Source organism: Streptomyces sp. NPDC041068, from assembly GCF_040647455.1.
In the GTDB taxonomy this organism is placed as follows: domain Bacteria; phylum Actinomycetota; class Actinomycetes; order Streptomycetales; family Streptomycetaceae; genus Streptomyces.
The window spans coordinates 58,379-78,176 of sequence record NZ_JBEZCG010000006.1; the positions used below are offsets into that span (position 1 = coordinate 58,379).

Here is a 19,798-nt window from a genome sequence, read left to right on the forward strand (position 1 = left end):
TCGGGGGAGTCACGGACAACTCCGGAGGAGGAACCATGACGCAGAGTGGCGGACCCGATCGCTCCGCCCGTGACACCGGGTGGGAGGCCCGGGGCAAGGGACAGGAGGCCGCAGGCACGGCATGGGAGAAGGGACAGGACGTCGCGGGCGCCGCACGGGACAACGCCGGCGCGGTGATCCAGGAGGCCACGGCCCGCAGCAAGGACCTGTACGAGCAGGTCAAGGAGCGGGCCGCGGGCGAGGCCGAGGGGCAGGTGCAGCGGCTCGCCACGAACCTGCGCCATCTGGCGGAGGACCTGCGGCACATGAGCGAGAGCGCCAAGCCCGACTCGCCCGCCGCCTCGATGGTGCACGAGGTGGCGGACCGCGGGCGGCTGCTCGCCGACCGGCTCGACCGGCAGCGGCCCGGTGAACTGCTCGACGACGTGCGGGAGTTCGCACGCCGCAGGCCGGGGATCTTCCTGGCGGGCGCGGCGCTCGCGGGGATCGCGGCCGCGCGCCTGAGCCGGGGCGTCGGCACCGCGGGCGCGCGGGGCGGACCCGAGGCGGAGGAAGGCGAACGGGCGGCGCAGCTCCCGCCCGCCGCCCCCGGCTACACGCCAAAGACCGCGCTGCCCCCCGCCGGAGAAGCGCCACCGGCCTCGGGTGCCCCGCCCACCCCGCCCCTGCCGCCGGCGCCGGGCGCCCCGCCGCAGACCCGGCCCGGCACACAGCCGCCCACCGCGCCCGGTCAGGGGTGGCGGCCGTGAGCGCTCCGCACGTCGAACGCCGCGCGGAGCACGCACAGCCCGGCCCTGTGCACGCCCGTGACGACGCCTCGGTCGGCGAGCTGATCGGGGACCTCACCGGCGACCTCGCCCGGCTCTTCCGCGACGAGGTGGAACTGGCCAAGGCCGAGCTCAAGGAGGAGGCGGCGAAGGCGGGCAAGGCGGCCGGGATGTACGGGGGCGCCGGATACGCCGTCGGCCTCGCGGTGCTGCTGGCCAGCCTCGCGGCGGTCTTCGGGCTCCGGCACGTGATGGACATCGCCTGGGCCGCGCTGGTCATGACGGCGGTGTGGGCCGTGATCGGCGCGGTCCTCTACGCCACGGGACGCACGCGGATGAGGACCGTGCGGCCCAAGCCCGAGAGGGCGGTCGACTCACTGAAGGAGGACGCGAAATGGGCGCGACACCCGACGAACTGAGGCAGGACGCAGACACCACCCGCGCCCACCTGGCGCAGACGGCGGACCGGCTCGCGGAGAAGGTGAGCCCGCAGCGGGTGGTCCGCCGCCGGAGCAGGGCCGCGCGGCAGCGGCTCGGCACCGTCAAGGACAGGGTCATGGGAACGGCCGGGACCGGCAGGGACCGGCTGAGCGCACGGACGCACGAGACGGCCGCCGCGTCCGAACGGCTGGGGCAGCAGGTCAGGGAGGCTCCCGAAGCCATCAGGTCGCAGGCTCGGGGCACCCCGCTCGCCGCCGGGCTCGTCGCCTTCGGGACAGGGGTGCTGCTGGGCGGGCTGTTCCCCGCGAGCGAGGCGGAGGAGCGCGCCGGACAGCGGCTCAGGGAACGCTCCGAAGAGCTGGCCGGGCCGGTGAAGGAGACGGTGCGCGAAGCCGCCGAGGGCGTCAAGGAGGAGATGCGCGAGCCGGTCAGGGAAGCGGCGGAGTCGGTCAAGGGCACGGCGCAGGACGCCGCCAGGTCCACCGGGGAGGAGGCGCGCAGGGCCGGTGGCGAGGGAGCCCGGCAGATCAAGGGGCGGCCCGGCGACGCGTAGCGCGGCGGTGAGCGGCCCGGTGGGCCGCGGCCCCTTCGGCCTCGGTTCGGCACCGGCCGGCCGGGACGCCGGTACGAAGGCGTCCTGTGACCGGTCGGTGCCGCGTCGTGTCCGGGGGAGGGGGCCGGCCGGGGCGGTGGCCGCACGGGCCGGGCTTGGAGGTTCCTCCAGAGTGCGTGGCGGCGAAACGCATCTGCCATGGATGTCCGACTCAACTTTTACAAATGCGAGGCGATCACGCATATCTTGTCGCACATGCAGTCCTACACAATTGGGCAGGCCGCGCGTCTGCTCGGGGTCAGCCCCGACACCGCCCGCCGCTGGGCGGACGCGGGACGGGTCGCCACGCACCGCGACGAGGGCGGGCGGCGGCTCATCGACGGCCGGGATCTGGCCGCCTTCTCCGTCGAGATCGCGCAGAACGGCGGCACGGGCGACGAGGACGTCTCCTACACCTCCGCGCGCAATGCCTTTCCCGGCATCGTCACCGCCGTGAAGCTCGGCGACGTGGCCGCCCAGGTGGAGATCCAGGCGGGCCCGCACCGCCTCGTCTCGCTGCTGACCAGGGAGGCGGTGGAGGAACTCGGCCTGGAGGTCGGGATGCAGGCCACCGCCCGTGTGAAGTCCACGAGCGTGCACATCGACCGCGCCTAGCGCTGCGTCGTCGTCCCCTTCGCTCTCCGCCTCGCGTCGTCCGCCTTTCGCCAGGAGCCCCGCCCCATGTCCCACACGTTCCCCGCACTCACCGCCCGCCGCGCCGCCGCCGCGGCCGTGACCGCCGCGCTGCTCGTCCCGCTCGCCGCCTGCGGCAGCGACGACGACAACGAGAGCAAGAAGGACGGCGGCGGCAAGAACGCGAACCTCACCGTCCTCGCCGCCTCCTCCCTCACCGACGTCTTCGCCACCGCCAAGAAGGCGTACGAGAAGGACCACCCGGGCACGGAGCTCACGATCTCCCCGGCAGGGTCGCAGGAGCTCGCCGCGCAGGTCAGGCAGGGCTCGCCCGCCGACGTGCTCGTCACCGCCGACACCAAGACCATGGACGGGCTCGAAGAGGAGACCGGCACCCCCACCGTCATCGCCAAGAACCGGCTCGTGATCGCCACCCGCGAGGGCAACCCCGACAAGGTCAAGGGGCTCGAGGACCTCTCGAACAGCAAGCTGAAGGTCGTCCTCGCCGACGACACCGTGCCGGTCGGCCGCTACAGCAAGCAGGTCCTCGACAAGCAGGACGTCACGGTCAAGCCCGTCTCCAAGGAGGCGAACGTCCGCTCCGTGCTCAGCAAGGTCGAGCTCGGCGAGGCCGACGCGGGCATCGTCTACAAGACGGACGCCGCCACCGCGACCGACAAGGTCGACGCCGTGGAGATCCCCGACGCGCAGAACGCCGTCGCCTCCTACCCGGCCGCCACCCTCAAGGGCTCCAAGAACACCGAGGCCGCGGCCGCGTTCGTGAAGTGGCTCAGCACCCCCGAGGCGCAGAAGATCCTGCGGGACGCGGGCTTCCAGAAGCCGTAGCCGCCCCCTGACCACCGGGCGCCCGACGCCTCCCCGCAGCGGGCGCCCGGTCGTACGCGTCACCACCACCGATACCGGGACCTCCGATGAGCCGCCTCCGCCCCCGCACCCCCGGCCGCACCAGGGCGCCCGTCGCCCTCGCGCTGCCCGCCCTGCTCGCCGTCGCGTTCCTGCTGCTGCCGCTCGTCGGCATCCTCGCCAGGACCGAGTGGGGCGACCTCGGGGCGCATCTGACCACGCCCGGCGTCACCCAGGCCCTGAAGCTCTCGCTGGCCGTTTCCTTCTGGGCGCTCGGGCTCTCCCTGCTGCTCGGGGTGCCGCTGGCCTGGCTGCTGGCGCGGGTGGAGTTCCGGGGCAAGGCGCTCGTACGCTCCCTCGTCCTGCTGCCGATGGTCCTTCCGCCGACCGTCGGCGGCGTCGCGCTGCTGCTCGGGTTCGGGCGGCGCGGGCTGCTCGGGCCCTGGCTGGAGAACACCTTCGGGATCGTGCTGCCCTTCCACACCTCCGGCGCGGTGATCGCCGCGACGTTCGTGGCCATGCCGTTCCTCGTGATCAGCCTGGAGGGGGCGCTCGGCGGGCTGCGGCCCGGCTTCGAGGAGACGGCGGCCTCGCTCGGGGCCTCTCCGGTACGGGTGTTCCTCACCGTCACGCTGCCGATGGTCGCCCCCGGCCTCGCCGCGGGTGCCGCGCTGACCTGGGCGCGGGCACTCGGCGAGTTCGGCGCCACGATCACCTTCGCGGGCAATCTGCCAGGGACGACGCAGACGCTGCCGCTCCAGGTGTATCTGCTGCTCCAGGATTCGCCGGAGGCCGCGACCTCGCTGTCGCTGCTGCTGCTCGCCATCGCGATGGCGGTCCTGATCGCGCTGCGCGGGCGGTGGACGGCGGGGGCCTCGGTGCGGGTGCGGACCGACGGGCCCGCCGCCGCGGACGACGACGCGGCACTCGCCGAGCCGCCCCACCGGGTCGTCAAGGCCGGGCAGCCGACGGAGAAGTGGGCGCTGAGCGCCACCGTCACCGGCTACAACGAACTGACGCTCGACGCCGAACCCGGCACCACCATCGCCGTCGTCGGGCCCAACGGCGCGGGCAAGACGACCCTGCTGCGCGCCCTGCTCGGTCTGACACCGCGCGCCAGGGCGGAGCTGCGGCTCGGCGAGCTCGACGTCACCGCGTTGCCGCCGCACCGGCGCGGGGTCGCCTGGGTGCCCCAGGAGGGCGCGCTCTTCCCGCACTTGACCGCGCTCGGCAACACGGCCTACGGGCTGTCCGCGCAGGGGGTGCGCCGTGCCGAGGCCCGCCGCACCGCGCAGGCGTGGCTCGACCGGCTCGGCGTCGGGCACCTCGCGCACCGCAGGCCCGCGCAGCTGTCCGGCGGGCAGGCCCAGCGGGTCGCCCTCGCCAGGGCGTTGGCGGCCAGGCCCCGGCTGCTGCTCCTGGACGAACCGCTCGCCGCCCTCGACCAGACCACCCGCGCCCACGTCCGGCACACCCTGCGCCGCCACCTCGACGGCTTCGGCGGCGTCTGCCTGATCGTCACGCACGATCCCGTGGAGGCCGTCTCACTGGCCGACCGGGTCCTCGTACTCGACGAAGGGCGTACGTTGCAGGACGCGCCTCCCTCCGAGGTCGCCAGGCACCCGCGCTCGCCCTGGGTGGCGCGGATGCTCGGCCGCAACGCCTGGCCCGGCACGGCCGATGCCGACGGGGGCATCGAACTCGCGGGCGATGGACGGCTCGTCGTCGCGGACCCGCTCGGCGCGGGGACGCGGGCGCTCGCCGTCATCGCGCCGGAGGCCGTCTCCGTGCACCGCGAGAAGCCGGAGGGCAGCCCGCGCAACGTATGGCCGGGCACGGTACGGGAGATCACCACCGCAGGCAGCAGACTGCGGGTCCTGATCACCTCGGACGCGGCGCCGGACCTGGTCGCGGAGATCACCCCGCAGGCGGCGCTCGAACTGGGGCTCACGGACGGGGTCGAGGTGTGGACGAGCGTGAAGGCGACGGAGGTGTCGGTGGTGGAGCTCTGAGGACCGGTCCTCAGGCATCCGGTCCTCAGGCATCCGGTCCTCAGGCAATCGGTCCTCAGACAACTGGTCCTCAGACAACTGGTCCTCAGGCATCCGGTCCACAGGCAACCGCTCCTCAGAGCGGTGCCTGCCACGTCGCCGTCGTGCCCGCCTCCACGCCGTCCGTGACCCCGTCGTCGTACACCGTCAGGCGCACGCCTTCCCGGCCGTCCGGCAGGGTCGCCCTGGCGTCGACCGTGACGTCGACGCGGGTGACGGACGTGCGGCGGGACGTGGTGGCCAAGGCGCGGCGCAGGGCGGCCAGGAGGTGGCCCGCTGCCGGGTCCGTGACACGGGCGTCGACCGGGCCCGCGAAGTGCACCGACGGCTGGATGCCGAGGACCGCGGAGGCGCCCGCCGTCTCGCGCAGGACCTTGCCGCGGAAGGTGGCCGGGGCGTCGGCCGGCGGCTGCTGGAGCGCGAAGATGGCCGTGCGGACCTCCTGGATGGTGGACTCCAGCTCGTCGACGGCGTGGTCGAGGGTGGACTCCACCTTGGCCGACTGCGCCCTGCGGCGGGTCGACTCCAGCATCATGCCGGTCGCGAAGAGCCGCTGGACCACGAGGTCGTGCAGGTCGCGGGCGATGCGGTCGCGGTCCTCGAAGACGGCGAGGCGCTGCCTGCTCTGCTGGGCGTCGGCGAGGACGAGCGCGAGGGCGGCCTGCGAGGCGAACTGGGTGGCGAGCAGACGTTCGGCCGCGGTGTAGGCGGGCGCGCCGCGCCTGCGGGGCAGGGCGAGCGTGCCGATGAGTCGGCCGCCGGCCTGCAGCGGCAGCATCATGCTGGGGCCGAAGCGGGCGCGTACGTGCGTCGTCATGCGGGGGTCGGTCGCCGAGTCCTCGATGAACACCGGTTCGCCGCCGAGGAGTTGGGTCAGGACGGCGCTGCCGGGCTCGATGGTGGTGCCGATGAGGTCGTTGTGGTTGTCGGAGGTGCGGTTGTCGGGGGTGCGGTTGTCGGACGTCCGGATGTCAGACATGTGCCGTGCGGGCGTCTGCTTGTCTGACGTCCGCCTGTCTGAGGTCTGCCTGTGTGGCGTCTGCTTGCCTGAGGGCTGCTTGTCTGAGAGCTGCACCCCCAAGCCCCCCGCCGACGTCCCCCACCCGTGCGGCGCCCCATCCGTCGCCGCCGCGACGATGCTCATGCCGCCCGCCTCCGTGGGCTGCAGGATCACGCCCGCCGCCGCGCCCGCGAGGATCCTCGCCCGGTCCGCGACGGTCATCAGCGCGTCGGCCGCCTCCTCGCCCGTGAGCAGTGCCGTGGTGACCGCCGCCGCGCCCTCGATCCAGCGCTCACGCTGCCGGGCCGCCTCGAACAGGCGGGCGTTGCCGATCGCGATGCCCGCCTGGCTCGCCAGGACCCGCAGCAGCTGCCGGTCGTCGTCGGAGAAGGCGCCCTCCGTCTTCTCGGCGAGCAGCAGGTCGCCGAACGCCTCGTCGTGCACGCGGATCGGTACGACGATGACGGCGCCGTCGCCGTCCCCCTCGGTGTACGCGGGCGGCGCACCGTCGGCCAGGCGTCCGGGGCCGCCCGCCACGAACAGCTCGGCCGGTCCCTCGTGCCCGGGGGCGTGGGCGGTGAGCGAGCCGTACCCCGCCCCGGTCAGCCGGGCCGCGCTGTCCACGATGTGCTGGAGCGTGGCCCGGAGTTCCAGGTCCGTGCCGACGCTCAGGACGGCTTCGAGCAGGGGCATCGAGGGCAGTGGCGCGTCCGCTCCTTCGGGCATTTCTGTGACGTACTCCGTGTCGAGGGGATGCCGCGGGCTCAGCCGGCCAGCGGGGCCAGGGCCAGCGGCTGGATCTTGCCCTCAAGCATCGCACCGAGTCCGAGCACAGCGCACACATCAGGCCGTTCCGCGATATGTACGGGCATTCCGGTCGCGTCCCGCAGCATCTGGTCGAGGCCGGGCAGGAGCGCGCTGCCGCCGACCATCATGATTCCGCGGTCCGCGAGGTCGGCCACCAGATCCGGCGGGCAGTCCCGCAGCACCTTGCCGATGCCGTCGAGCACGGCGGTGAGCGGGGTGTGGATCGCGTCGCGGACGGCGGCGGTGTCGACCTGGACCGAGCGGGCCAGGCCCGTCGCCACGTCCCTGCCGTGGATCTCCGTCGACTCCGGCCCGTGCGGGGTCAGGCCGTTGCCGCTCAGGGCGAGCTGAAGGGGGCGTACGGACTGCGAGGGGAGCATCAACTCGTGCTGGTGGCGCAGGTGTTGGACGATCGCGTGGTCGATGGCCTCGCCGCCCACGGGAATGCGTTCGGCCGTCACGATCGAACCGAGGGAGAGCACCGCCACCTGGGTCGTGGCGGCGCCGCAGACCAGGATCATCGTCGCCTCGGGGCGCTCCACGGGCAGCCCGCAGCCGACCGCCGCCGCGATGAGGGTGTCCACCAGCTCCACCCGGCGGGCCCCGAGCCCGACCATCGTCTCGACGGCCGCCCGCTGCGCCAGCGGGTCCGCGTCGTGCGGGGTGCAGGCGGCGGCGCGCAGGCGGGGCTTGCGGCGCAGGGTGCGGCGGAGCTTCTCGCCGAGCAGGTGACGGAGCATCCGCTGGGCCATCTCGATGTCGACGACGGTGCCGCCGGAGACGGGCCGGACGACCCGGATGTAACCGGGGGTGCGTCCCGTCATCTGCTCGGCGAACTGGCCGACCGCGATGAGCGCGCCGGTCCGGGTGTTCACGGCGGCGGCGCTCGGCTCGTCGACGACGAGGCCCGCGCCCTTCACGAACACCCGGGTCCGCGCGGCCCCCAGGTCGACGGCGATATGGCAGCGGCGCAACTGCTCCAGACTGACGGTCATGGCAGATCCTCCCGAGAGCGCAGACCGTTACGGACCGTCGGACGGCGGTCCTGTCTCGCATCGTGCGGCGGGCGCGGGCGGCGCGCGCGTTGAGCTGAGCCGGGCGGGGTGCCGCCGCATGGGTGGTGTTCGGGGCGTCGCAGGCCGTGCGGCGGTTCCGTGTGAAGCAGTGAAGCAGTGCGGTTGTTCCAGTGGACCCGGAGGGTCGGCTACCGAAAAGGCGCATACGCGCCGATCTGGCGTCTTTGTGTCCCCGGGCCCAGGGGGCTCACGCGTTGCGCAGTGCGCCGGGCACGTCCGAGAGGAGTCCGCATGTGGAGCGGGCCCCGGCGGCGAGCAGGCGCTCGCGGGACCTGCTGTCGGGGGCGATCCCGATGAACGCCATGTCCAGGCTCCGCGCGGCGTCCGCCTCCACCGAGGACGAGCCGATCATGACGCAGCGGTCCGCAGGCGAGCCCAGCCGGTCCAGCGCCCGGCGCAGGCAGTCGGGGTCGGGCATGAGGCGGGTCAGGTCGGCGGTGCGGCCGTGGACGGCGGTCTCGGGGAAGGGGATCCCCCTCGCTCGCAGATACGTCGTCACGGCGCCCGGCGAGACATCGGTCGCGATGGCGACGTGGGGGTTGTTCTCGGTCAGGGCGCGCAGGACGTTCGCGACGGAGCCGGGCGGCCGTGCGGTCGGCGCGGCCTTCACCTCGATGCGTTCGAGGTGCGTGTGCAGCTCCTGGGGCAGAGAGGGGTGGCGCGCGAAGGCGCGCAGGACGTCCAGGGGGTGGATCCGGCCGTCCGCGAGGCCGGCGTGGCCGCCGCCGGGCAGGAGGGGCTCGCCCGCCTCGGCCGATGCGGGGCTGCGCTGCTCGGCGATCACGGCGGCGAGGGAGCGGGCGGCGTCGCGCGCGGCGTGGCCCGGGTAGAGGTGGGCGAGAGTGCCGTCGAAGCCGAGGATCACGGCGTTCCACGAGGTGAGGCGTGGGGTGGGCGCCGCGATCGCGTGGTACCAGTCGTCGGACTGGGGGACCTGCTCGAAGCGGGCGGTGGGGAGGCGGCCGGAGCGGACGAGGTCGTCGTGGAGGTCGTCGGGGATGATCACGACGGCCTGTCGGGTGCTCGTGCCGCTGAGCAGGCGTCGGCGCTCGGCGGGGAACGCCGCGACGGGTGCCGCCCGGTCCGGATCGGGGGTGACGGTGACGCCGAGGCCCAGCGGTGTCAACTCCCCGAGCATGTGGGGGAGTTGGTGCAGTACGACGGTCAGTGCCTGCAGGGGGTGGACCTCGGCGGCGACGGCCACGTCCCAGCCGTGGAGACGTGGGGACAGGGTGAACCGGTCGGGGCCGATGCCGCCCCGGACCAGGAAGCGTGAGACCACCTCGCCCAGGTTCCGCAGGGCGGAGTCCGGTACGGGGCGTGTCGTGAAGTCGAAGGTGAGCCCGGTCCTCGTGGGCGTCGAGGCCTCGGACTGGCCCTGCTCCGTGTCGAGCGAGGCCAGGTCGACCGCCTGGAGGGTCTCGTGCGGGGCGAGGACCTCGTCGTCGGCGTGGGGGAACTCTTGGAGCAGTTCGTCGAGTTCGGCGGGCACGGGTTCGGACCCGGCCTGGTTCTGGGCGAGTTCGCGCTGCAGGCGCACCAAGGACTGGTGCAGGGACCGGATGTCCGCGCGGGCCGCCTCCGCCGCGGGGCCCGGGACGTTCTCCAGTGGGTCGCCGTACCAGAGGTCGAGGGCGGACTGGACGAGATGGAACGCGTTCTCGGTATCGCCGTCGCGGCGTGCCTCCTCCGCATGGGCGGCCAGCCTCCGGCACCGGAACAGATCCACGTCGTCCGGATCGGACCGGAGGAGCAGCGCGTGCGATCCCGCCGCCCTCACCGAGTCGGGGCCCAGCGCGTTGCGCAGCCGGGAGGCGTAGGTGCCGATGAGGCGGCGTGCGTCCTTCGGCGCGTCGGGGCCCCACAGGCCGTCGATCAGTTCGTTGTACGTCACTCCGCGCTCCCGGAGCAGGAGCATGCACAGCAGCGCCTGCTCCTGTCGGGAGCCGGTGGCCAGCGGGCGCCCGTCATGGCGGACGGCGAGAGGGCCGAGCAGGGAGTAGCGGCGCTCGTAGTCCGGCTCGGGGTCGAGGCGGGAGAGGCGCTCCGCGCCGCGCAGTTGGGCGTCGGGGTCGTCGGACACGAGGTCGCCGATGGCGTCCCGCAGGGTCCACCGCAGCTCGCCGGGGAGGCCGAGGTCCCCCGAGGGCAGGGAGAGCTGACGCGACGAGGGGTACCAGGTCCCTCCGTACATTTCGCGGATGAGATGTCCGAGGTCGCGGAGGTCCTCCTCGCGGCTCGTGGCGCCGAAGGCCTTGATGCCGACGCCGGTCAGCAGCGGGCCGAGCGGGGTGACGACGACGTTCGAGGTGTGTACGGCGCCGTGGGCGATGCCGTCCTCGTGCAGGGCGGTCACCGCGGCGGCCAGCGGGGCGATGAGGGAAAGGAGTTGGGCGTCGGGGAGACGGTCCGGTGAGCGGCCGATCAGCCGGTCCAGGGTCCGTCCGTCGACGAAGTCACTGACGAGATAGGGGGTTTCGCCCTCGATGCCGTAGTCGCGGACGGCGGCGACATGCGGATGGCGCACCTGGGTGAGCCGGTGCGCGATGCCGGTGAAGGTCACCTTCGGCCACTGCGTCGGCTGTGGGTAGGTCTGTACGAGTACGCTCTCGTCGTCCTGCCAGCTGTCCCGCGCGAGCCACCGCGAGGAATCCGGCCCCACCTGCCTGTCGAGGCGGTAGCGGCCGGCGAGCAGCCCGGAGGCGCCACCGAGCCGCCGTACGCTCTCCTGGCTGACCGTCGCGAACGGCTCGGCCTCCAGGGCCGGTTCGTCCGTCCCGACCGCGCGGTGCGGGCCGCCGACCGCGCGGGCCCCCGCCCGCAGTTCTCCCGGTGCGGCCCCCGCCCTGTCGTCGATCAATCCGCCCACCTGTGCCAGGAATTGGCGGGTGCGGCCGCGCGCGGTGCGGGGCAGGCTGCGCAGCAGGACGTCGCGTACGCCGTCACGGAACGCGTACGCGCCCGGTGGCCCTTCCGGTGTGCCGCTGAGCATGCCGCTGAGGATCACCTCGGCCAGGTGCTGTGGCCGCGGGCGCTCCTCGACGGCGGCGTGGACCAGGCGCATGACCGGCAGATGCGGTGTCCCCATGGCCAGGTGGCCGGCGAGGCGGAAGGCTTCGGGGGAGGCCGTGGAGCGGAAGCGCAGCACGATCTCCTCCGCGGAGAGCAGGGCCACGTCCTCACGCTCCGCCGGATCGACGGGGGTCGGGGTGTGCCCCAGCCATGCGACTGCTCCTGGTAGTCGGGCTCCTCCAGGATCCGCCACGAGGGACGCCCAGTGCGAAAGCCAGGTCGCGGTGGGCTCCAGTACGGGCAGCGGCACGGCATCGGCCCCCGGACGCCGTCCGGCGTCGTACGGCGTGAAGCGGAGCGCGCTCGCGGGGGCGCCGGCGCGCGGCGCGCACAGCAGGCCCGGTTCCGTGGGCAGGGCGGTGGTGCGCCACAGGCGTTCGGGCAGCGGCTGTACGACGGCCAGCGGCATGCGCTCCGCCCAGCGGCGCAGCGTGCGGTACCAGCGCTCGCCCGGAGCCCCTTCCCGCCACTGCGGTCCCATGCAGTCGCTGATGAGCAGGGTCACGGTGCGGCCGTCGGCAGGAGGCGATGCGGCCTGGGGCGGGACCGTGCCGTCCGGGTGCGCCCCGTGGAGCTCGACGGTGCGGAAGACGCCGGACTGGGCGAAGGCCGTGTGCAGTTCGTGGACCAGCGGCCGCCACATGGGCATCGTGGTTCCGGTGTCGTACACGAGACACAGCCGCAGCCAGCGCTCCCGGGCCGGCCGCATGACCGGCAGCCAACCGTCCGGCCGGGCGCCCAGGCGGGCGATGCGGTGGGCCGTCGCCTCCTCGTCGAGGACCTGGCCGCTCGGTGAGGGCACTCGCCGCTTGAGCGGGCGCAGGGCGCGCTGCAGTGCGAGCGGGTGCCGCACCATCGGGGGGACAGGAACGCGCAGGAGGCGGGTGCCGTCGTCGGTCGGGGGCGGTGACGGCCGTGCGGGGGCGGACGTGCCGGTGGGCGAGGCCGCGTTCGTCTGCCAGGGCGAGGGCTCGGACGCCTCGGTGGCCAGATGGAGCGGGACACGGCCGTCGGCGAGGGCCTCGTCGGCGGATGGCGCGGGCCGGCCCGGATCCGGTGCCCCGTGCTCGGGTGCGTCGGGCGCCTCGGGTGCGGCCGGCCGCCGTACGTCGACGGGCGGGCCCGGGGCCGAAGGCGTGGCCATGTGCCCGGCCAGCCACAGCAGTTCGGCCACCTCGGCGGCGGAGAGGCGCTCACCGCCCGCTGCCTCGGCCAGGACGCGGGCCAGCGCCTCGGCCGGCCGCCCGGGCCGCGTGGGATCAGAGCGCATCGTGGCCCGGATCTCTCAGCTGGGTCAGGTAGGGCATGAGCTGGTGGGCCAGTTCGTCGCGCGAGGTGGCGTCGATGCCCGCGGCGCCGGTCAGATAGATGGCGTTGAGCAGCTGGTCGGTGGCGAGCTCGCCACCGCTGCCGCGCTCCAGGAACCGGGTGATCAGGCCGCGCGCGTAGGCGTCGGGCTCGCCGAGGTGCGCGCGCACGATGTCCTCCAGGTGGTCGCCCTGGGGCTGGCGCAGCTGGAGGGTGACGCAGCGGCGCAGGAAGGCGGGCGGGAACTCGCGTTCGCCGTTGCTGGTGAGGACGACGAAGGGGAAGGCGCGGCAGCGCACCCGGCCGCGCGTGATGGTGACCGGCTCGTCCGAGCCGTCTGCCGGCAGCTCCGCCGTCGGGGTGTGCCGGGCGACGCGGACCAGTTCGGGGATCTCGTACTGGCCCTCCTCCAGAATGTTCAGGAGGTCGTTGGGCAGGTCCAGGTCGCTCTTGTCGATCTCGTCGATCAGCAGGGCGCGGGGGCGCGCATAGGGCAGCAGGGCGGTACCCAGGGGGCCCAGACGGAGGTGGTCCTCCACGCCCGACCGGTCCCGCGGCTCGGCCCCGCCCGCGCTGCCTCTCGCGGCGTACAGACGGGACAGCGGGTCGTACTGGTAGAGGCCGTCGTGCAGGGTGCTGCGGCTGGTGATGTTCCAGCGCAGGACGGGGCCGAGCCCGAGCTCTCGGGCGACCGCGTACGCGAGGCTCGACTTGCCGCTGCCCGGCGGTCCCGTCACCAGGAGCGGCCGCCTCAAATACAGGGCGGCGTTCACCAGTTGGACGCTCTGGTCGGTGGGGCGGTAGGTCAGCGCGCGGTGCGCCCGGTCCGGCGACGTGGTCGCGTCGTCGTCCGCGGGGGTGGCCAGTTCGGGTCCGCCGTCGAAGGCGCGCCACGGCGGGGGCGGCGGGAGTTCGGCGATGCCGTCGTGAGGCTCGCTGTTTCCGGTGTAGACGGGCCACAAGGACATGCGTTCTCTCCGTAAGGTGCGGCGCTCAGGCGACGGGGGAGTGCAGGTGGGCTGCCGTGTCGGGGAAGCAGCGGGGATCGTCCCACAGGAGTTGTACGTCCCTGGCCCAGTGCTTGTCCGGCTCGTCCGCCGCGTCGGCCATCTCGCGCAGGGTCAGGACGTGGCGGGGCAGTTCGGCGGGCGGCAGCGTGGCGAGGTGGGCGTCGAGCGCGTCCAGGAACGCGGTGCCCGTGCAGTGGTCGCGGTGGTCGGCCGCTGCCTTGCCGACGGCTCCGTCGCAGCCGGTGCGCGGCCACATCAGTACGGGGACAGGGGCGTTCAGGGACGCCTCGAAGTGGGGTCTGACATGGCCGGCCTTCGGCGGTGCCGTGAAGCCCGCCAGATGGGCCCCGTCCTGTCGCAGCCGGAACCTGAGGCTGCTCGGCTTCTCGCCGGTCCCGCACTCGACACGGTGCAGTGCCGTCCGGTTCAGCCCGTCCAGTTTCTGCCAGGTGCGGGAGAGCTGGTGCCGCAGTCCGCCGGTGCGCCGGGACCGGTCGGTGACGACCAGGGGGTAGGAGCAGCCGAGCGGGGTGGGGTCGTCGGTGCTGCGCTGCCAGTGGGCCACGGGTTCGTTCAGCCAGTCCCGGGGCAGCGCGAACGCGACCAACTCCTGTGCATCGAAGTCGAGGTGCCAGAAGGCCTCGTCGATGCGCCGCTGCACGTACTCCCGTACCTGGTCCCGCCGGAGCGTGCGCGAGCCGACGGGATGGCGGTGCCCTTCCCGGTACGCGGACACCGTGACGAGGACCTGATCGCTTCCGGCGCCGCTGTGGTCGATCTCGACGAGGATGGGGGACCAGGCCGGACCTGTCGCGGTGGGCGCCTGTGGTGCGGCCGAGGCGTCGAGGAGAGCGGCGAGCCGGTCGGTGAAGCGGGCCACGGCACGCGGGTCGTCGACCTCCCAGAGCACGTACCAGGCCGCGGACCACAGGGACGAGAATCCCCGGGGCGGGACGGGCGGCCCGAAGGGGCCCGCGGCGTCGAGATAGAGCCGCTCCGCCTCGTGGGCCAGGTCGGTGTCGGCCGCCTTCTCCACGAGTTCGCGCAGCCGTTCCTTGGCCGTGGCCGGGTGTCCCGGCGTGGGGATCAGCTCACCCAGCCGCGGCCAGTAGCGGGCCATGACGGACAGGGGCAGCATCCGCCCGTTGCGTACGCCGGACGCGCCCGCTGCCGCCGCGACCATGCCCACGACCCGGCCGCTGTCGGCGTGGGTCACCGCGGCGCCGCTGAACCCCGGGGCCAGGGCCTGGCCGTGGGCGTTCCACGCCTCCAGTTGAATCCATTCGTCGGCGATCAACTGGTCGGCCGTGGAACGGTATTCGGCGAGCGTCCCCTCGTCGTATCCCCGGGGGAAGCCGTAGGCGAGCAGCCGGGGCCGTGGCTGACCGTAGGCGTCGTCGGGCGCGGCGAACCGGGCCGGGGCTATCGGAACGGCCCGCTCCAGCTCCAGCACGGCGAGGTCGCCGGAGTCGTCGTCCCGCTCGCCCCAGCCGCCGTGGGCGCGCACGTGGGCCCGGATGGCGCCGAGGTCCCTGTGGTGGGGGAAGGACACGCTGACCGCCGTGTCGCCGCTGTCCTTCACCACGTGCGCACAGGTGAGGAGTTGGCGCTCGGACACCAGGAAGCCGGCGCCGATCTCGCGGCCGCACGCGATGCGGGCGTGCCAGGACGCTCCGCTCATGCGGGGGGCGGGGTGGCGCCGTTCGACTGCGCCTGCCGGTCGGCGGAGGCGGCCGAACCGCCGGGCGACCAGGAGAGACGCACCACGAGGTGCCCCTCGGCCTGCCCCTTCACGATCACGGCGCCCGCCTCCGCGGACATCCGCACCCCGAACTCGATCTCCACCGAGTCGGGGCGGAGGCTGCCCTCGCGGAACACACGCAGCGCGGACTCGGCGGCCGCCCGCGCGCCGTCGAGGGACGCCTCGAACGTGCGGGCCGCCAGGGCGGGTTCGTCGCCGCGGGAGACGAGGCGGGAGCCGGAGCCTTCGTCCACATCGGCGACGACGACGCGCGCTCCGTCGTCGGTCGTGAACTCCACCAAGCCATCCATGACGCCCCCGTTGAGCTGTGTCGATCCCGTGCATCTGCCAACGGCATTGTTGCCGAAGGTACTTGGGGATGTCATCCGTACCCGTGCCCCATCGGCCACACGGTGCGGCATCGACTCCTGGCGGATACGTGCCCTGGCGGCTTTCCGCCACCTCCCGTCAACACCCCCGCAACTCAAGGCCCCTGACACTCTTCGCAGCACTCGGGCAACACCCCCGCCCGGGTCCGACGAAGAGAGGCAGCTCCATGACCAGAGCCCCCGCGCGGCGAAGAGCCCCGCTCGTGGCCGCCGCCGGTCTCGCGTTCGCCCTGCTTCCCGCCGGGCAGGGCGCCACCGCCACCGCCGCCGCCCCCGCCCCTGACAAGACGCCCTCCCGCACTGCCGACGCAGCCCGTACCGTCACGCTCATCACCGGGGACAAGGTCACGCTCACCCCGCTCCCCGGCGGCCGCAGGACCGTCACCGTGGACCGGCCCGCCGGGGCGAGCGGAGCCGTGCGGACCTCGATGTCGGGCGGACACGTCACCGTCGTACCCGACGAGGCGCGGCCCCTTCTGCGCTCCGGGGCCCTCGACGAGCGGCTGTTCGACGTGACGGAGCTGCTCAGGCAGGGCTACGGGGACCACGGTCACGGCGAGCGGGGGGCGGTGGCCGGGCTTCCTCTCATCGTCACGTACGACACGAAGGCCCGGGGCGCGCGGCAGCTGCCCCGCGGCGTGGAGAAGGTGCGCTCCCTGGAGAGCGTCGACGGCGTCGCCGTCACCGCCGAGAAGCCGGGCGCGCTGTGGCGGTCCGTGAAGGACGAGGGGTCCGGCGTCGACAAGGTGTGGCTCGACGGGCGCGTCGAGGCCGACATGGCGCAGAGCAACGAACAGATCGGCACCCCCAGGGCCTGGGAGGCCGGGCTCACCGGCAAGGGCGTCAAGGTCGCCGTCCTCGACACCGGCGTGGACGCCGAACACCCGGACCTCAAGGGGCGTGTCGGCGAGAGCAAGAGCTTCATCCCCGGTGAGGAGGTCGCCGACCGCAACGGCCACGGCACCCATGTCGCCTCCACCGTCGGCGGCAGCGGCGCCGCCTCGGAGGGGAAGAAGGAGAAGGGTGTCGCCCCCGGCGCCTCCCTCGCCGTCGGCAAGGTGCTCAGCGACGAGGGCTTCGGCAGCGAGTCGGAGATCATCGCGGGTATGGAGTGGGCCGCCAAGGACATCGACGCCAAGATCGTGTCGATGAGCCTCGGTTCGCAGGAGGCGAGCGACGGAACCGACCCGATGGCCGCCGCCGTGAACTCCCTCTCCAAGGAGACCGGCGCCCTCTTCGTCGTCGCGGCGGGCAACACCGGCGCGCCCTCCTCCATCGGCTCGCCCGGCGCCGCCGACTCCGCGCTGACGATCGGCGCCGTCGACTCCGCCGACGAGGCCGCCTACTTCACCAGCCGGGGACCGCGCGCGGGCGACAACGCCCTCAAGCCCGACCTGTCGGCGCCCGGCGTCGACATCCTCGCGGCACGCTCAGGGCTCGTCGGCGGCGAGGGCTTCTACACCGAGATGAGCGGTACGTCGATGGCGACCCCGCACGTCGCGGGCGTCGCCGCGCTGCTCGCCGAGAAGCACCCCGACTGGAGCGGCGCCCGGCTCAAGGACGCCCTGATGTCCGGCTCGAAGCAACTCGACGCCTCTGCCTATGAGGTGGGCGCGGGGCGACTCGGCGTGCCGGATGTCATCGACGCGAAGGTCACCGCGAGCGGCAGCGTCGACCTCGGGTTCTACGGCTGGCCGTACGACGACAACAAGCCGGTCACCAAGACCCTCACGTACACCAACTCCTCCGATGAGGACGTGAAGTTGAGCCTCGCGGCGCAGGGCGGCGCGGACGGCGTCGTGAAGCTCGCCGACGCCGAGCTCACCGTCCCGGCGCACGGCACCGCGTCGACCACCGTCACCGGCGACGGGGCGAAGGCGCCCGTCGGGAACACCAGCGGCGCGGTCGTCGCGAGCGCCGGCGGCAAGAAGGTGGCGCACACCGCCTTCGGCCTGGTCAAGGAGGAGGAGCGGTACACGCTCACCGTCCGCGTGAAGGACCGGGACGGCGCGGCGACCCCCGCCGACCTCGTGGTGCAGCAACTCGCCGAGGGCACCGAGCCGTTCCCTGCCGCGGTCGGCGACTCCGGCACCCTGAAGCTCCGCATGAAGCCGGGCACGTACACCCTGTCGACCTTCCTCGACGTGCGCGGCGGCAAGGGCGAGGACTCCCTCGGCCTCGGCTTCCTCGCCGACCCGCAGATCACGCTCGACCGGGACCGCGAGATCACCCTCGACGGGCGGAAGCTGCGCGAGATCAAGGCCGACGTCGGCCGGCGCACCGAGACCCGGCAGCTCCTCATGGAGTACGACAGGAAGGCGGGCGGCGCCGATCTGATGGGCGCCGTCCAGGTCCCCGTGAAATACGACAGCATCTTCGCCGCGCCCACCGCGAAGGTCACCGACGGCAGCTTCGAGTACCGCACGGTGTGGCGCCTCGGCAAGCCGCTGGTGGACGTGAAGGGCCTGCGCGAGGCCGTCGCCCAGCCCGGCGGGACGATCGCCGAGGGGCGGCACAAGTGGGCGCTGGTGGACGCCGGTGACGGCACGCCGGGCGCGTACGAGGGCAAGGACGTGCGCGGCAAGGCCGTCGTGGTGCGCCGCACGGACGCGGCCAGCCCGGCGCGGCTCGGACAGGCCGCGCAGGACGCGGGCGCCGCGGCGCTGTTCGTGACGGACAATCAGGCCGGGCGTCTCAACGCCTGGTTCGGCACGGACGACAACGGCGAGAGGCCGCTGCAGATCGCCACCGTCGACGCCGCCGACGGGGCCGGGCTCATCGCGGCGGCGAAGGCAGGGAAGAAGGTCGAGAGTACCGGCACCCTCAACACTCCCTACGTGTACGACCTCTCCGAGGGGCACAAGGGTGCCGTGCCCAAGGACCTCACGTACGAGCCCTCCAAGCGTGAACTGGCCGTGGTGGACAGCAAGTTCCATGCGGTGAAGCCCGCGAAGGGCGGAGAGTACCGCTACTCGATCACCGACGCCTTCCCCGTCGGCATCGGCTTCCAGGAGAAGGTCGACTACCCGGCCGAGCGCACGGAGTACGTCTCCACGGGGGCCGGTCAGCTGTGGCACGAGTCCGTGTCCACCGGGCCCGGGGCGCTGGAGGAGCGCAGCGGCCTCGTCGCCTACAAGGGCGGCAGGCACACCGACCTCGACTGGTTCAAGCCGGTCCTGCACCCGTGGCTCGGCACCGGCCTCGGCTGGGGGCAGCAGCGCAGGGGCAACGACCTGGAGTTCAACGTGCCCGGGTGGGGCGACTCGGGGCCCGATCACACGGGCTTCGGCGACGTCTGGAACGAGGACTCGATGACGCAGGTCAGCGAGGTCTTCGTGGACGGGGTGAGCGTCGATCGGCGCAAGAGTTCGGGTGTGTACGTGTGGGACGCGGATTCCGCGGAGCGGACGTACAAGGTCGTGACGGATACGACGCTCGACGCGGAGCGGTGGTCGCTCGCGACCAAGGGGCACGCGGAGTGGACCTTCCGGTCCAAGGAGACGCCGGAGGACAAGAAGACGTTCCTGCCGTTGCTGAACCTCGGGTTCGATGTGGAGACGTCGCTTGCCGGTGATGTGCGAGGTGGTCGGACGGTCGACGTCGGGATCTTCTCCGAGTATGTGAAGGGGGCGCCCGACACGGGGGTCATCGGGGGCGGGAAGTTGTCCGTCTCGTATGACGAGGGGAAGACGTGGAAGGCGGTCGCTCTGGAACGGGACGGCAGGAAGGCGGCCTGGGAGGGGGAGTTGAAGGTGCCGGGCGATGCGAAGTCTGTGTCGCTGCGGGCTTCGGCGAGTGATGACCGGGGCGGGGTCGTCTCGCAGGAGATCGTCAGGGCGGTGGGGGTGAGGTAGGCCTGCGGGTTCTTCCCCGATCCCACCCCTTCCCGGAACCAGGGGGCTCCGCCCCCTGGACCCCCGACAAGACCAAGATGTCCTCAGACGCCGGACGGGCTGAGAGATGGCGCCGGATGGGTTGAGAGGCAGCGCCGGGTGGGCTGGGAGGCCGCGCCGGGAGGTCGCGCTGAGTGGGTCGAGAGGTCGTGTC

At 73.3% G+C, this 19,798-nt stretch carries 14 protein-coding genes and 1 pseudogene; 7 read left to right on the top strand and 8 right to left on the bottom strand.

Annotated elements, in window-relative coordinates:
* The first annotated feature begins 35 nt into the window (after nt 1-35).
* The 6 genes from AB0B50_RS15055 (at nt 36) to AB0B50_RS15080 (ending at nt 5,309) form a co-directional block, all read left to right on the top strand.
* Nucleotides 36-749 (top strand): hypothetical protein, encoded by a 714-nt coding sequence (locus AB0B50_RS15055; RefSeq protein WP_362330574.1) that lies wholly within the window; start codon nt 36-38, stop codon nt 747-749.
* Complete coding sequence (locus AB0B50_RS15060; protein ID WP_362330576.1) at nt 746-1,186, top strand: phage holin family protein; 441 nt, start codon at nt 746-748, stop codon at nt 1,184-1,186. Before AB0B50_RS15055 ends, AB0B50_RS15060 begins: the two co-directional genes overlap by 4 nt.
* Nucleotides 1,162-1,761 (top strand): DUF3618 domain-containing protein, encoded by a 600-nt coding sequence (locus tag AB0B50_RS15065; RefSeq protein ID WP_362330579.1) that lies wholly within the window; start codon nt 1,162-1,164, stop codon nt 1,759-1,761. The genes AB0B50_RS15060 and AB0B50_RS15065 overlap by 25 nt, the downstream gene beginning before the upstream one ends.
* Before the next feature lie 255 nt (nt 1,762-2,016).
* Complete coding sequence (locus tag AB0B50_RS15070; RefSeq protein WP_362330582.1) at nt 2,017-2,415, top strand: helix-turn-helix transcriptional regulator; 399 nt, start codon at nt 2,017-2,019, stop codon at nt 2,413-2,415.
* A 66-nt stretch (nt 2,416-2,481) separates the two neighbouring features.
* Nucleotides 2,482-3,279, top strand: coding sequence for a molybdate ABC transporter substrate-binding protein (gene modA / locus AB0B50_RS15075; protein ID WP_362330584.1), 798 nt, complete (start codon nt 2,482-2,484; stop codon nt 3,277-3,279).
* An 86-nt stretch (nt 3,280-3,365) separates the two neighbouring features.
* A complete protein-coding gene (locus tag AB0B50_RS15080; protein ID WP_362330587.1) occupies nt 3,366-5,309 on the top strand; it encodes an ABC transporter permease in 1,944 nt (647 codons plus the stop codon).
* A 115-nt stretch (nt 5,310-5,424) separates the two neighbouring features.
* Here AB0B50_RS15080 and AB0B50_RS15085 read toward each other — a convergent pair whose 3' ends face one another.
* The 8 genes and pseudogenes from AB0B50_RS15085 to AB0B50_RS15120 all read right to left on the bottom strand — a co-directional run bounded on the left by AB0B50_RS15085 (nt 5,425) and on the right by AB0B50_RS15120 (nt 15,673).
* Nucleotides 5,425-6,327, bottom strand: a complete 903-nt coding sequence (locus AB0B50_RS15085) for a histidine kinase (RefSeq protein WP_362331583.1) — start codon at nt 6,325-6,327, stop codon at nt 5,425-5,427.
* Nucleotides 6,320-6,451 (bottom strand): pentapeptide repeat-containing protein, encoded by a 132-nt coding sequence (locus tag AB0B50_RS15090; protein WP_362331586.1) that lies wholly within the window; start codon nt 6,449-6,451, stop codon nt 6,320-6,322. Before AB0B50_RS15090 ends, AB0B50_RS15085 begins: the two co-directional genes overlap by 8 nt.
* Nucleotides 6,452-6,684: 233 nt before the next feature.
* A pseudogene (locus AB0B50_RS15095) lies at nt 6,685-7,074 on the bottom strand (GAF domain-containing protein); the annotation flags it as partial.
* Nucleotides 7,075-7,112: 38 nt separating this feature from the next.
* The gene (locus AB0B50_RS15100) at nt 7,113-8,150 is read right to left on the bottom strand and encodes a rod shape-determining protein (protein ID WP_362330590.1); all 1,038 of its coding nucleotides are present in this window, start codon (nt 8,148-8,150) and stop codon (nt 7,113-7,115) included.
* Nucleotides 8,151-8,418: 268 nt separating this feature from the next.
* Entirely contained in the window at nt 8,419-12,573 is a 4,155-nt protein-coding gene (locus AB0B50_RS15105; protein WP_362330593.1) for an SAV_2336 N-terminal domain-related protein, read from the bottom strand.
* Nucleotides 12,563-13,579 carry a MoxR family ATPase gene (locus tag AB0B50_RS15110; RefSeq protein WP_362330596.1) on the bottom strand — a complete coding sequence of 339 codons (1,017 nt, stop codon included), beginning with the start codon at nt 13,577-13,579 and terminating at the stop codon, nt 12,563-12,565. Before AB0B50_RS15110 ends, AB0B50_RS15105 begins: the two co-directional genes overlap by 11 nt.
* 25 nt (nt 13,580-13,604) lie before the next feature.
* Entirely contained in the window at nt 13,605-15,302 is a 1,698-nt protein-coding gene (locus tag AB0B50_RS15115; protein ID WP_362330599.1) for a trypsin-like peptidase domain-containing protein, read from the bottom strand.
* Nucleotides 15,299-15,673 carry a CU044_2847 family protein gene (locus AB0B50_RS15120; RefSeq protein ID WP_362330602.1) on the bottom strand — a complete coding sequence of 125 codons (375 nt, stop codon included), beginning with the start codon at nt 15,671-15,673 and terminating at the stop codon, nt 15,299-15,301. The genes AB0B50_RS15115 and AB0B50_RS15120 overlap by 4 nt, the downstream gene beginning before the upstream one ends.
* A gap of 245 nt (nt 15,674-15,918) precedes the next feature.
* Here AB0B50_RS15120 and AB0B50_RS15125 point away from each other — a divergent pair, with 245 nt between their 5' ends.
* Nucleotides 15,919-19,605 carry a S8 family serine peptidase gene (locus tag AB0B50_RS15125; RefSeq protein ID WP_362330605.1) on the top strand — a complete coding sequence of 1,229 codons (3,687 nt, stop codon included), beginning with the start codon at nt 15,919-15,921 and terminating at the stop codon, nt 19,603-19,605.
* Nucleotides 19,606-19,798 lie beyond the last annotated feature (193 nt).